General features: G+C 51.6%; 11 protein-coding genes. 9 read left to right on the plus strand and 2 right to left on the minus strand.

Annotated features, from left to right (window positions below; translation table 11 throughout):
- Positions 1–37: 37 nt before the first annotated feature.
- Positions 38–1024 carry an AEC family transporter gene (locus QUA57_RS23500; protein WP_333063926.1) on the minus strand — a complete coding sequence of 329 codons (987 nt, stop codon included), beginning with the start codon at positions 1022–1024 and terminating at the stop codon, positions 38–40.
- A gap of 212 nt (positions 1025–1236) precedes the next feature.
- On the opposite strand from QUA57_RS23500, the gene QUA57_RS23505 reads away from it, so the two are divergent.
- The gene (locus QUA57_RS23505) at positions 1237–3768 is read left to right on the plus strand and encodes a VWA domain-containing protein (protein ID WP_333063923.1); all 2532 of its coding nucleotides are present in this window, start codon (positions 1237–1239) and stop codon (positions 3766–3768) included.
- Positions 3769–3985: 217 nt separating this feature from the next.
- Here QUA57_RS23505 and QUA57_RS23510 read toward each other — a convergent pair whose 3' ends face one another.
- Positions 3986–4969, minus strand: a complete 984-nt coding sequence (locus tag QUA57_RS23510) for an AraC family transcriptional regulator (RefSeq protein ID WP_333063922.1) — start codon at positions 4967–4969, stop codon at positions 3986–3988.
- A gap of 511 nt (positions 4970–5480) precedes the next feature.
- Between QUA57_RS23510 and QUA57_RS23515 the strand changes: the two genes are divergently transcribed.
- The 8 genes from QUA57_RS23515 to QUA57_RS23550 all read left to right on the plus strand — a co-directional run.
- Positions 5481–6326 (plus strand): 2Fe-2S iron-sulfur cluster-binding protein, encoded by an 846-nt coding sequence (locus QUA57_RS23515; protein ID WP_333063921.1) that lies wholly within the window; start codon positions 5481–5483, stop codon positions 6324–6326.
- On the plus strand, positions 6313–7305 hold the full coding sequence (locus QUA57_RS23520; protein ID WP_333063920.1) for a xanthine dehydrogenase family protein subunit M: 993 nt from the start codon (positions 6313–6315) through the stop codon (positions 7303–7305). Before QUA57_RS23515 ends, QUA57_RS23520 begins: the two co-directional genes overlap by 14 nt.
- Before the next feature lie 18 nt (positions 7306–7323).
- The gene (locus QUA57_RS23525; RefSeq protein WP_333063919.1) at positions 7324–9540 is read left to right on the plus strand and encodes a xanthine dehydrogenase family protein molybdopterin-binding subunit; all 2217 of its coding nucleotides are present in this window, start codon (positions 7324–7326) and stop codon (positions 9538–9540) included.
- A gap of 232 nt (positions 9541–9772) precedes the next feature.
- Positions 9773–10243, plus strand: coding sequence for a MarR family transcriptional regulator (locus QUA57_RS23530; protein ID WP_333063918.1), 471 nt, complete (start codon positions 9773–9775; stop codon positions 10241–10243).
- Between the two features lie 20 nt (positions 10244–10263).
- Positions 10264–10992, plus strand: a complete 729-nt coding sequence (locus QUA57_RS23535; protein WP_333063915.1) for a nitroreductase — start codon at positions 10264–10266, stop codon at positions 10990–10992.
- A 45-nt stretch (positions 10993–11037) separates the two neighbouring features.
- The gene (locus QUA57_RS23540; RefSeq protein ID WP_333063914.1) at positions 11038–11802 is read left to right on the plus strand and encodes an NAD(P)-binding domain-containing protein; all 765 of its coding nucleotides are present in this window, start codon (positions 11038–11040) and stop codon (positions 11800–11802) included.
- A 99-nt stretch (positions 11803–11901) separates the two neighbouring features.
- Positions 11902–12894 (plus strand): NADPH:quinone oxidoreductase family protein, encoded by a 993-nt coding sequence (locus QUA57_RS23545; RefSeq protein ID WP_332952282.1) that lies wholly within the window; start codon positions 11902–11904, stop codon positions 12892–12894.
- 75 nt (positions 12895–12969) lie between these two features.
- Positions 12970–13295 (plus strand): NAD(P)-binding domain-containing protein (locus QUA57_RS23550; RefSeq protein WP_333063913.1); only part of this gene is annotated, 326 nt, incomplete at its 3' end.

The following is a 13295-nucleotide window of genomic DNA, read 5'->3' on the forward strand; positions in this document are numbered from 1 at the left end:
TGAAATCAAGCACTTTTTAAAATGAGTCATATTTTTATTAAAAATTAAATAGCCTCATCCATATTGGAATAGTGAATAATAAACTAACGCAGCCGAGGCCGATCGCAGTTACGGCTAATTCGCGATCGAGATTGAAAGCTTCTGCCAGCAATGTAGTACCAAAAGCAGGAGGCATCGCCATTTGCAGCACTAGCAAAAGTCGCGGCGCGCCCGCGATCCCCAAAACTGTTAATCCCGTGCCAATTACCAAGGGAATAAACAACATTTTAATCACGAGACAAGCCACAACTTGTTTGAGGTTGTGCAAGGAATTCAACTTGCTCAACTGCATCCCGATCGTAATTAAAGCTAAAGTAATGACAGTCCAAGCGCCTGTTGTTAACAATTCTTCGATAGGTGCCGACAGCGACAAGCTGCGCGAGACAAATCCTACACCAAAAGCCCACAGTGCCGGATTCTGAAAGATTGCCCGCAGGGGACTCAACCAACTCTGACGGCGATCGCTTTTACCGCAGTGAGAAGCAATAGCAACTCCGAGTATATTGATTCCCATGGTAGTGCCTAGCAAGTCGTAAAACAACGCCCAGGCAAAGTGTTCCGCGCCTAATAAGGACAAGCTGACGGGAATGCCTAAAAAACCCGTATTACCAACCATCGTTGCCAATAAAAAGCTGCCTTGAGTGGGCAAACTCCAAGCGGTGTTGTGTTCCGGGCTATTTTTGGCGATCGGATTAAGACTCTTAAAACGTTCCTCGCCGACACCGAAATTTATCAAAATCCAAGCGAGTCCTCCACCTGCTAGAATTGCCGCCCAAGCTGTCAGTGGCGCCATCAAAATAGCGCCGGACAAATTGGCGCGGCGGATAAAAGCAACAATGCTCAATGGCGTGCCAAAGAAGAAAAGAAACTTGGCTAAATATGTAGAATAGCTTCTTGGTAGCAGGCGGCCGAGAAAAAATCCGAACGCCACCCATCCGATCAGATTTAGATAAAGTTTGAGCAGCGGATTTTCTAAATAAAGCATGATTGACTAAATATTTACTAAATATTTACGCAGATCCACTACTTTTGCCAAAAAAGCCCACATTTACCCTACCGCCGCAGTTTTCCCTTGCAGCGCAGCGCTAAATATTAATGCTTATTCAGCCTCGCAGATAATTTTCCACAGAGGCCTTGACATCCACAGAAGCGCGTGTAATCATAAAGTTGAGGAATAAATCAACATAGGTGACAACTATGGCACGGCAAGCAAAACAATCGTCTCAAGTCAAAAGTTCCAGCAGCCAAGCAGCCTCGAATACTCGCACCAAATTTACCCTCTACAATTTTGCCGGAAACGCAAAGGCATTCTATCTAGTCGATCGCATTAATTTAGAAAGAACACCAGGCGATATCCCAGAAAAATCCGTCGCTCACAGCATCATCATCATCGACCGTTCCGGCTCAATGTATTATGACTTAGAACCGCTGAAAGAAACCCTCATCAAGCTTTTGACCTTAGACAAATACAACAATTACCAGCTAATTGTCAGCCTGATTTCCTATGCTGACAAGGGGGACGTAATTTGTCACTTCCAGCGAATTCCCATTCAAGAAGTGCTGAAGTTTGACTCTCAATACATCAAAGAAATTCAAAAAATCCACACGGCGGGCTGTACCTGCATATCGCAGTCGATGCAACTCGCTAAATCTCTGGTTCAAGCCGGAGAAATGACAGCGATCAATTTGCACACAGACGGCTATGCAAATGACCCCAGTGCCAATTCTGAAGCTGCAAAACTAGGGGAAATTTGCGAAGAACTCAAAGACATGGATGTGTTTGCCAACACGATATCCTATGCCTCTGCTGACTTCAAACTGCTCTCCAAAATCGCCAACACATTATCGGGAAATTGCATCCGCGCTGGCGAAGTCAAAATGGTTTATGATGCTCTTTACGACAGCACAAAACTGTTAGGCAGTTCCGTTGCACCTCCGCTGGAAGAACCGTTAATTAAGGAATACGATTATCAAGTTTTTGTTTCCCAAAGTGGCAAGAAAATCAACGGTTCATCGAGCACGCTGAAAATCTGCGGCTTGAAAGCAGACGATCGGGGACTGTTTTACAAATATCAGAAAATCGTCAAAGATGAGTATGACAAACTAGATGTTCCCGTTGCTCAAACTGATGAGTCGGTGTTTGCTTTTGCGAAAGCTAACCTCGCTGACGGCAATTTAAATACGGCTAAGTATGCGCTGGCGAGCACCTTCGACGCTACTTTGACCGAAAAACACGCGAAAGCTTTGACAAATGCCCAAATAGCGGAGTTTACGGAAGATTTGGAACAGGCTGTTTTTGCACCTGAGGTGTTGAAAAATCATGAAATTGCCGATCGGGTAAAAGTCAGCGAGAAAATTTCCCTGCTGGAGTTAATCAAGATATTGGAGGAAAACAGCAACAGCATCATCATCAACTTGAAACATTTGCAAGAAAATTATCAGCGAAAAGGTTTGAAGCGAATTGAAGGAAAGCGAGACGAAAACGGCAACCTTGTCAAGCCTTGGCTGAAAACTGAATTCTTAGATGGTGGCGAATACGTGCAAATGGGTTCATTTGCCATCAATCAAAATACCGCTACCATCAATATGCTGATTACCCGAAAAGCTAAGCTGGTAAAAGTTGAGGATGAAACTTTAATCGCAGAAGTGGCGGGAATTCTAGTTACAGACCTCAATACTTTCAACAATTATACCATTGTCAGCGACGGCGAAGTTAATATTAAGTCGCTGCGAACCAAAATCAGCAGCAAACCAGTGTTTGATTTGCTCAAAAAATCCGGTCTCCTTGAAAAAGACGGTTCGCCCGTGCAAGAATTTGACTTCCGTTCAGAGTACGATATTAAGTTAGAGACTTTGCCCCTCGTGCCTTTTGACGGGCGTTACGGCAGCCTTGACGGAGTGTTTGAGGAACTCGCAGAAATCAAAATTCTCTCTAGCATTCTCTCGGCTCATTTGAAGGAGGAATCCGAGGCTTACACTGCGGAACAATTGGAAGAATTGAAACAGCATTATCTGTCAAAAAACCTTTACATCAACTTTCCGACGACGACGGAATACACAGATTTAAAAAGTGCGATCGCCAACGGTTCAGTAGATTCGCGAGTCAGCTACAAAATCGACATCGGCAGCAAAAACATCCTCAACTTCGGCAAATTGCACTCGGCTAACAAATTTCTCGATCGCCTTTATGAAGCTTACCACAAAAACACGGGCGAAAAGCTAGCAAAACCGACATTTGACATCACCTTAGATGAGCCTGTTGTCTTCGCACACAAAACGCTGTCATCCCGAACAAAAATCACCAAAGTTGACGACTTGATGAAACTGATTTTCGATGAGTTTTTGGGCTTGGAAAATAACGGCACTGTCACCGCTATTTTATCAAAAGTTGGTGCAGATAGTTTGCTGCGCCTTTTGCAAGCGAAATGGCAGGGAGAAGATGTCAAGCGAGAGGAGTTTGTCGCTGCTTTAGCTAATGCGAATGAGCGACTGGAAGCTTACGCTGAAAAAGTGTACAGGGAAAAAGTTTCACCGCTGGTTTTCTATATCGGTTCTACCGGACTTATCCCGGATGAAATGGACGCAAAAGCGGCGACTGCTGAGGAAATTAATTCTAAATACGGCAACTTGCAATTTTCTAAAGATGAGCAAGAGGGGATGTTTTTTGAAGTGGGAGACTGCATTATTAGCGTGTATGCTAATAATGAGTATTTCACGGTAGGGAAGTAGGAATTAGGGTGGGCTTATGCCCACTTTGGTTAAATATTTTTATTTAAAGTGCGATCGAGTCCATGCCGGAGAGTTTGCTGAGAGTTGACTGCTTTACTGCATCAGTTTGTGGAAATTATTAACAGGGCGATCGCAAGATGATTTTTTATTTATATGATAGCGGGAAGTATAACTGCGTTTTAGCGATTTCTGGCCTGATTAGGGCATATTGAGGAGATCATTTTGAACTCGCAATCTGCCTCGCAGCTTCTCGCAGCCGCTCCATATCGCGCATCGGTGGTATACCAAAGAGCCGCTTGTACTCTCGGTTGAAGTGCGAGGAATCGTCGTAACCCACACGGTAAGCAGCACTGGTAGCGTCAAGGTTTTGCCCCAGCATCAGACGGCGAGCTTCCTGGAGCCGCAGTTGCTTCTGGAACTGCAAAGGACTCATGGCAGTGACAGACTTGAAGTGATGGTGGAAGCTCGATACACTCATTCCCAGCTCTCGTGCGATGCTTTCAATCCGAAGCGGCTGGTTAAAGTCTTTACGAAGTCGATCGACTGCTCTAGCAATTTGGTGGGTAGAGCCACCCAGAACAGCAATTTGACGCAGCCGATCGCCTTGCGCTCCCATCAGCAGTCGGTAAATGATTTCTCGCTTAATCAGGGGTGCAAGCACATGAGCTTCCACCGGGGAATCGAGCAACCTGACGAATCGCACCGTAGCGTCTAGCAGATTGGTATCCAGTGGACTGACATCTATCGCTTTGACACTAGCCTCGCTTTGAGCTGAGGGATAGCCTGCCTCAACCATGACTGAGCCAACCAGGGTGGGGTCGAGATCCAGACGAAGCCCCAGGTACGGTTTTTCCTGGGTTGCTTCTAGAATTCGGCTGGCAATCGGTAGTTCGACCGTCCCCAATAGATAGTGCATCGGATCGTACTGGTAGCGATCGTTGCCCAGAAGAACTTCTTTGCTGCCCTGAGCAATGACACAAAAGGAAGGAATCGAGACACTATGAACGCATTCCGAAGGAAAGGAGGTGCGGTAGAAGTGCAATCCTTTCAGCGGCTCGATCGTCCCATCATGACGGATCGCCTGTGCAATCCGCTCAGTCAGTTCGTCTCTGTGGGCTTGCGCTCTGTCTGCAAAGCGCTTTGCCTGCTGGTCGTTCATTAACGACCTATCGGGCTTTTCACTCGGTTTGGCAGCGTTCATTTCTAAGTTTGCAGGATTGTACAACAATCTTAGATGATCGTCCTATTGCTTGCCCTTGAGGATTCTTAGAATGAGGCTAAAGCAATGAAAAACCATTTCGGCGAATTGTAAGCATTCTGGATTTTTATACAACAGTAAACTCAGTTTTGATTGGGCAAGAGATTCGCCGACTGACAACCAAAAGGGCATCAAGGCGAACCTTGCTTCTTAAAAAAATCATCCCTATTGATAGAGCAGGCGATCGCGTGCTCGATCTCTACAATTGGGGTAGCCAAAGGAATTGAGACGGTCAGGAACCTCAGCCTAAAGGCATGAGGCTTGAAGGAGAAATCTCACAAGCCTTTCCCCTAGGGCCGAGCGTCTTAATTGACTCGGTTTTTTGAGTTTCGAGAACACAGGACGCCCGATCGAAGGGGCAGAAGCGCCTGCGGTGGGTGCAGAGCGTTAGAAGAACCGGGGCGAAAAACAAACACTTGTCCAGGGATTGTTTGAGAATTTTGCAAGGAGAAGCATGGACGATAATCAAGAACGGAAAGATTTCAATTCAACCGAGAGCGATTCGCAGCTCAGCGCGGACGAAGAAACACTGCTCGACCAACTCGGTATTTCCGGTGCTGCTCGCCGCAAATTCTTGGGGCAAAGTATGGCTGCTGCACTCGGCACCTTCGCCTTCCACCTGCTGGCTAAAGAGAAAGCCTTTGCCACACTCGCCGCTGCGCCCGACGCCGTGTTCGCCCAGACCGCTGGGGTTGAAAACGCCGTTAAGGTTCTTTTGAAAATCAACGGCTCGACCCAACGCCTGGAAGTGGATTCGCGCACGGCGCTGCTCGACGCCCTGCGCGAAAGACTTGGATTGACCGGCACCAAAAAAGGATGCGATCAAGGACAGTGCGGCGCTTGTACGGTGATCGTTGACGGGCGCCGCGTGCTTTCTTGTCTGACACTTGCCGCGAGCTGCGAGGGGAAAGAGGTGACGACGATCGAAGGGCTGGCTGACGGCGACAATCTTCATCCGATGCAGGCGGCGTTCATCAAACACGACGGCTTCCAGTGCGGCTACTGCACGCCGGGGCAGATATGTTCGGCGGTGGCGCTTCTGCAGGAAGCCAAAAACGGCGACGCGAGTCACGTCACTAACAATTTGCGGACGATCGCGCAGAATTTAACACTCTCCGATGAAGAAATCAGAGAACGCATGAGCGGCAATATTTGCCGTTGCGGCGCGTATCCGGGAATCGTTGCGGCAATCAGAGAAGTTCATTCCGGGCGCGAAACAGCCCAGGCTTGGCATTTCGCGACCGATGAAGAAATTGCCGTTGCATTGAATCAGGAGGGCAAAGCCGATGAAATCGTTTAAATATTCAAGTGCAACTGACGCGGCAAGCGCCGTTCGCACCGTTTCCGCTAATCAAACGGCAAAGTTTCTCGCAGGCGGGACAAATCTGATTGATTTGATGAAAGAATACGTCGAGCGTCCCAGCGAACTTGTTGACATCTCAGGTTTGAATCTGGCGGAGATTCGATCGACCTCGAAGGGAATTTCGATCGGCGCCTTAGCCAAAAATACCGACACGGCCAACCATCCGCTCGTCCGGCAAAATTACCCGCTTCTGTCAATGGCGATTTTAGCCGGCGCCTCCGCCCAGCTTCGCAATATGGCGACCAACGGGGGAAATTTAATGCAGCGCACCCGTTGCCAGTATTTTTACGACATCGCTATGCCCTGCAACAAACGATCTCCCGGCAGCGGATGCGGAGCGCTTCAGGGGCTCAATCGCATTCATGCCATTTTTGGCTACAGCGACCAATGCGTGGCGACTTACCCGGGCGATATGGCGAATGCGCTTTATGCGCTGGACGCGGTAGTGAGGATTCGCGGCACGAACGGGCAAGAACGCACAATCCCGCTCCAGGATTTTCATCGCTTGCCCGGTAACACGCCTGAAAAAGATAACAATCTTCAGCATGGGGAATTGATCGTCGCGATCGAAATGCCGAAGAATAACTTCGCCAACAAGTCTTATTACCTAAAAGTTCGCGATCGCGCTTCCTATGCTTTCGCACTGCTTGCCGTGGCTGCTGCTTTAGAAACAAGAGGCAACAACATCACACAGGCACGTGTTGTTTTGGGAGGCGTCGCGCATAAACCTTGGCGTTCGCCCGAAGCGGAAAGAGTTCTGATCGGAAAACCAGCGACGGAAGAAACTTTTCGGGCTGCTGCCGAAGCGGCTCTCAAAGATGCGAAACCGCTCGAACATAACGGTTATAAAGTCGAACTCGGAAAACGCGCCATTGTTCTGGCTTTGCAGCAAGCGATGACGAGCAGCGCGGCGTAATTAGGGAGGATAAAAGAAATGGCAAGATACATCGGAAAAGAAATGAGCCGCGTGGACGGCGTTGCAAAAGTTACGGGCAAGGCTAAATACGCTGCGGAATTCAAGGTTCCCAATCTCGCCTACGGTTTTATCGTGACGAGCACGATCGCCAAAGGCACGATTAAAGCAATCGATACGGCGGAAGCGAGCCGTGCGCCGGGAGTGATTCACATCCTCACGCACGAAAATTACCCGAAGCCTGCGCCGCCGGCTGCTCCGGAACTCAAGCCGGAGATCAACAGAGATGTGCCTGATAAATCGTTTCGCGCCCTGCAATCGAATCAGATTTTCTTCAACATGCAGCCGATCGCGCTCGTGCTGGCTGAGACATTCGAGCAGGCGCGTAATGCCACGCGCCTCGTAAAGGCGACTTACAACGAAGAAAAGTCGATGACCGATCTGGAGAGTTCGTTGGACAAGGCTTTTCTTCCAACTCCCGAAAGCGCCGTAAAACCGCGAGGCAATCCTGTCGAAGCTTTAAAATCTGCGCCCGTGAAAATCGAAGCCGAATATACGATTCCGATCGAGCATCACAACCCGATGGAGCCGCACGCCGCGATCGCTTTCTGGGAAAACGATAAGCTGACGATCTTCGATAAAACGCAAGGCGTTTATGTGGTTCGCGAGCATTTGGCGACGAGCTTTAACATTCCCCCAGAAAACGTTCACGTGATTTCCCCGTTCGTCGGCGGAGCCTTCGGTGCTTCTCTGAGACCGAATTATTATCCGGCGCTGACGGCAATGGCGGCGCGTGTTATCAAGCGTCCCGTGAAAGTGGTTTATACCAGGCAGCAAATGTTTACGGGACACGGGTATCGTTCGCACACCTGGCAGAAAGTTTCGCTCGGGGCCGAAAGAAACGGCAAGTTGACGGCGATCGTTCATGACTCGAAGAATAACTCGTCAACTTACCAAGAATGGGTGGAAAATACGACGACTTTTTCGCGCCCGCTTTATGCTTGCCCTAACGTAGATACAAAGCAGCAAATCGTTAGAACCGACTTGGCGACTCCTACCTCGATGCGTGCTCCGGGCGCCGTGTCCGGAATGTTTGCGATCGAATCCGCGATGGACGAACTGGCTTACGCGCTGAAAATCGACCCGCTCGAATTAAGGCTGATAAATTTCACCGATGTCGATCTAGATAGCGGGAAACCATACTCAAGCAAGGCTTTGCGCGAGTGTTACCGCCTCGGCGCCGAAAAGTTCGGCTGGAAAAATCGCAATTCTGAGCCGCGTTCCATGCGGGATGGACGGCTTCTGGTCGGTTGGGGCATGGCGACTGGAATTTGGGGCGCGTTTCAGCGACCGGCATCGGCGAAAATCACTTTGAAGTCCGACGGCACCGCGCACGTCGCGAGCGCCACGGCGGACATCGGACCTGGAACCTACACGGTGATGACTTTGATTGCCGCTGAATATCTCGGTTTGCCCGCCGAAAAGGTCAAGTTTGAACTCGGGGACACGAAATTCCCGGAAGCGCCGGTGCAGGGCGGTTCATTCACCACCGCGAGCGTCGGCTCGGCGATTTATGAATCGGCACAAAACATCAGACGGAAACTGTTGGATTTGGCTAATAAAGATGCAGCTTCGCCTTTTAAGACGGCAAAAATCGAAGATGTCGAGATGCTTGACGGAAAGCTGCAAATCAAAAACAATTTGTCGCAATCGATAAATATTTCCGAGTTAATGCGGCGGAACAATCTGACCGAGCTTGTTGACGTTCACGAAGCCAAACCCTCGCCGGAAAGAGAAAAATACGCAACCGGCGCGCATGGCGCACAATTCGTGGAAGTCAAAGTTGACCCGGATGTCGGGACTGTCCAGGTCACACGCGCAATTGAAGTGACCGCCTGCGGCAAGATCATGAATCCGAAAACTTCGCACAGCCAGGAAATCGGCGGCGTTGTGTGGGGCATTGGTATGGCGCTGCAAGAGGCGACTGAAATCGACCATCGTTACGGGCGGATTATGAATCCGAATTTGCAGCACTATCACGTGCCGGTTAATGCCGATATCTTGGAGATCGAAACGATATTCGTTGAGGAGGACGATAAAGTCGTCAATCCGCTCGGTGTCAAGGGCATGGGCGAACTCGGCATGGTCGGCATCCCGGCGGCGATCGCCAACGCTGTCTTTCATGCCACGGGCAAACGCATCAGGGAGCTGCCGATTACGCCGGAAAAGCTGCTGTGAGTTAGGTCATTTGTTGAATGAAGTGCCAGCGCTAGTCGAAGCGCGATCGCCTCCGCGAACCTCAGGGGGCACGGTGCGCGCTGGCAACGGTGGGGAGTGTGGAAGAATCTTCGTACCGTCGCCTTGGTGCAACGCATGGGAAGGGGTGCAAGACTGGTCCAGAAAAAAGTGAATTATAGATATTGAACTATTATGTAATGTACTATATAATAGTTGTTGACTGGATTTTTAAATGGATAACAACTCGAACATCAACCAACGGCGACAGGTGGGGAGGCAGCTTTCGTTTGCCCTCTATAGTGCGTCGAACCGCGTCATTCGGCTTCATCGGCCCTTTCTTGAGCCTTTGGGCCTGACCTATCCTCAGTTTCTGGTCATGCTCGCTCTCTACGAGGGCACCCCGCGCACTGTTGGGGAAGTAGGGCAAGAGCTCGGTATGGATAACGGAACCTTGACGCCCCTCTTAAAGCGCCTTGAGAGCGCGGGGTTGGTGACGCGCACCCGCGACCAGCAGGACGAACGCCGCGTTCTTATCGATCTGACAGAAGCGGGCGAGGCACTCCGCGAGGCAGCGTGCTCGATCCCTGAAAAGATCGAGACGGCCTGCCGTCTCTCCGATGAAGACCTTGCCGAGCTTCGCGACACCTTGAACGGGCTAGGTCATCCCCGTTCGGCCAACGCCCCCGACTCGATTACCGAATGACCACCTTTTTGGGATTCACCATGTCAAATACAACACTTGTACCAAGCAGCCCCATCGAATTAGCAAACGGGCCGTCGCAAACATTGTCTTTTAAAGAGACTGTGCGTGAGCGTCATTCTGTCCGGAGTTTCCTGCCAACCCCTGTCCCCGACGCTGTGCTCCGCTCAGTTCTGGAAGACGCACAACGCACACCCTCGAACTGCAACACCCAGCCCTGGCAGGTTAACATCGTCTCCGGCGCGACACGCGACGCGCTCAGCAAGGCTCTCCTTGCGGACGACGAGGCTGGTCGGATGACACCGGACTTCAGCTTCTCCACCGCCGATTTTTGCGGCGTCTACAGCGAGCGCTCAAAGGCGCAAGGGGCGGCCTACTATCAGGCGATTGGCGTCCCGCGCGAGGCGACCGAAGATCGCCGGCTCGCCTCGCGATACAACCTGGAATTTTTTGGTGCGCCGCACGCCGCGCTGCTGTTCATGCCTTCCTTTGGCGACGATGTGCGAGTGGCTGGCGACATCGGAATGTACGGTCAGACGTTCTTGCTGTCGCTGACGGCGCACGGGCTTGGCGGCATACCGCAGACGATGCTCGGCTTTTACGCCGACACGATCCGCGAGCTGTTGGGCATCGATCCGTCCCTGAAGATGCTGTTCGGTATCTCATTCGGCTATCCCGACAAGACGGCCACCGCCAATCGCTACCGGATCGACAAGGCCCCTATCGAAGAAAGCGTGACTTTCCATAATTAACAGACATTCACATTCAAAACGGAAGATTTAGACGGAGGATTTACCATGAATAACACAAAGAATTTGAAGATCGGCATTTTGGGCGCAGGTAACATCGGAAAGACCTTGGCCCGCAAACTGGCTCAGGCCGGACATGACGTGAAGGTGGCCAACTCGCGCGGCCCGGAAACCATCCCGGCCGATGCGCTGGAGTTTGGTGCCCGCGCCGTTACAGCAGCCGAAGCCGTGCAGAACGTTGACGTGGTCATTCTTTCCATCAATCCCGCCAGCTACTCCCAGGTTGCGCCATTGATTCAAGGCTTGCCAGAGGAAACCGTTGTCATGGACACGTCGAACTACCACCCCGTGCGCGACAACAGGATCGAGGCCATCGACGCGGGGCAGGTCGAGAGCTTGTGGGTGGTCGAGCAGTTAGGCCGTCCTATCGTCAAAGCGTGGAACACCATCGTTTCGGACTCATTTGCGAACAAGGGGAAGCCTGTAGGAAGCCCCGACCGTATTGCTTTGCCTGTGGCGGCAGACCGGGACCGAGATCGTGAAGTGGGATTAGCGCTGGTGGAAGATACGGGTTTTGATGCCTTCGATGCAGGCACACTCGAAGACTCATGGCGGATGCAGCCGGGATCGCCTGTGTATTGCACTGACCTCACCTTGGCAGAGTTACCCGATGCGCTGGCCTCCGCCGAAAGAGAGCGCTTATCCAAGCGGCGTGATCTGACGTGGGCGATATTGCTGGAGCGCTCTGAAGGCACCACCCTTAATCCCGACCCGGAATACTTTCTTCGTCTCAGCCGGATATTGCAAATGTAAAGGCATCATGTGCTGTGGAGCGACTTCGCTCTGGAGAGGATGAGCGAGCAACGCCATCCATGATTGAAACATCCATGATTGAAATATTGGAGTTTGATAATGAAAGCCTGGCGCGCAGAGACCTTCGGCAAACCCAGTGATGTTTTGAAGCTGGTCGATATCGACATTCCTATTCCAGGACCAGGAGAGGCGCTGCTCAGGGTATTGGCGACCAATATCGGTCTGCCTGACCGCATGATGCTGGAAGGCCGCTACTTCCTCACGCCTACGCCGCCAGTGACTCCGGGCCAGGAGGTCGTCGGCATCGTGGAAACGGCAGGACGCGACTATCCTTTTCCCATTGGCACGCGGGTGATCGGCGGCACCAATTTCACCCGCGGCTCAGGTGGCTTGGCGCAGTATTGCCTCTCCCCAGGCGTTGGCGCGGTGCTAGCACCCGACGACATGCCCGACGAGCAGGCGGCAGCGTTCCTGGGAACATTCCATGTCGCTTATGTCGGGCTGGTCAACCGCGCCCGTGCGAAGCCGGGCGAGACGCTGCTCGTACTTGGCGGATCGGGCGGCACCGGTTCCACCGCGACCCAGCTCGCTAAGGCTTTGGGCCTTAACGTGATCGCCACCGTGCGCGACGGGAACAAGGCCGCGTTCTGCCGGGAGCAAGGCGCCGACCACGTCATCAATCTTAAGACCGGTTCGTTCATCGAGCAGGTTCGCGCGCTGACCGGAGGCAAAGGCGCCGATATCATCTATGACACGGTCGGGTCGCCATTAGCCGAGCAAGCGCTCGACGCGATTGCCATCGGCGGACGTTATATCCTGATCGGCTTTGCCGGTGGTTCGACTTTCCCCACAATAGAGCCCTTCAATATCCTAACGCATGGCATTTCCGTCACCGGCGCTTTGCACAGCGTCCGCACCGCTGAAGAGCGCGACGACGCGATCACGACACTAGGTCGTTTGTTCTCCGAAGGGAAGATATCCATGCCAATCGACAAGATCATATCGTTCGCTGAAGTCCCCGAGGCTCTCGAACGTCTGGGAGGTGCGGTCAACGGCAAGTTGATCGCCCGTATCGGCGGCCAATGCTCCTGACTGGCCAAACTGCGTGACACCTTGAACAGGTTGGCACGACCCTATCAAGCAACGGAATAAGAAGGAACATTTTTCATGAGTAACACAAAGAATTTAAAAATCGGCATTTTAGGTGCTGGTAACATTGGAAAGACCTTGGCCCGCAAACTGGCTCAGGCCGGACATGACGTAAAGGTCGCCAACTCCCGCGGCCCCGAAACCATTGCGGCCGATGCGCTGGAGTTTGGTGCACGCGCGGTCTCGACGGCCCAAGCGGTGGAGGACGTTGACGTGGTGATCCTCTCGATCCCTCTCAACCGCATTCCCACAATCGCGCCACTGATAGCCAACCTACCAGCCGAGACAGTCGTCATCGACACGTCTAATTATTATCCCCACCGCGACGACAAGATCGATGCCAT

This window comes from Microcoleus sp. Pol7_B2 (assembly GCF_036701035.1).
GTDB lineage: Bacteria > Cyanobacteriota > Cyanobacteriia > Cyanobacteriales > Microcoleaceae > Microcoleus.

What these genes read in the sequence shown, in the direction of transcription:
- QUA57_RS23500 (WP_333063926.1), bottom strand. Translation starts at nt 1,024, where the DNA reads ATGCTTTATTTAGAAAATCCGCTGCTCAAACTTTATCTAAATCTGATC.
- QUA57_RS23505 (WP_333063923.1), top strand. Translation starts at nt 1,237, where the DNA reads ATGGCACGGCAAGCAAAACAATCGTCTCAAGTCAAAAGTTCCAGCAGC.
- QUA57_RS23510 (WP_333063922.1), bottom strand. Translation starts at nt 4,969, where the DNA reads ATGAACGCTGCCAAACCGAGTGAAAAGCCCGATAGGTCGTTAATGAAC.
- QUA57_RS23515 (WP_333063921.1), top strand. Translation starts at nt 5,481, where the DNA reads ATGGACGATAATCAAGAACGGAAAGATTTCAATTCAACCGAGAGCGAT.
- QUA57_RS23520 (WP_333063920.1), top strand. Translation starts at nt 6,313, where the DNA reads ATGAAATCGTTTAAATATTCAAGTGCAACTGACGCGGCAAGCGCCGTT.
- QUA57_RS23525 (WP_333063919.1), top strand. Translation starts at nt 7,324, where the DNA reads ATGGCAAGATACATCGGAAAAGAAATGAGCCGCGTGGACGGCGTTGCA.
- QUA57_RS23530 (WP_333063918.1), top strand. Translation starts at nt 9,773, where the DNA reads ATGGATAACAACTCGAACATCAACCAACGGCGACAGGTGGGGAGGCAG.
- QUA57_RS23535 (WP_333063915.1), top strand. Translation starts at nt 10,264, where the DNA reads ATGTCAAATACAACACTTGTACCAAGCAGCCCCATCGAATTAGCAAAC.
- QUA57_RS23540 (WP_333063914.1), top strand. Translation starts at nt 11,038, where the DNA reads ATGAATAACACAAAGAATTTGAAGATCGGCATTTTGGGCGCAGGTAAC.
- QUA57_RS23545 (WP_332952282.1), top strand. Translation starts at nt 11,902, where the DNA reads ATGAAAGCCTGGCGCGCAGAGACCTTCGGCAAACCCAGTGATGTTTTG.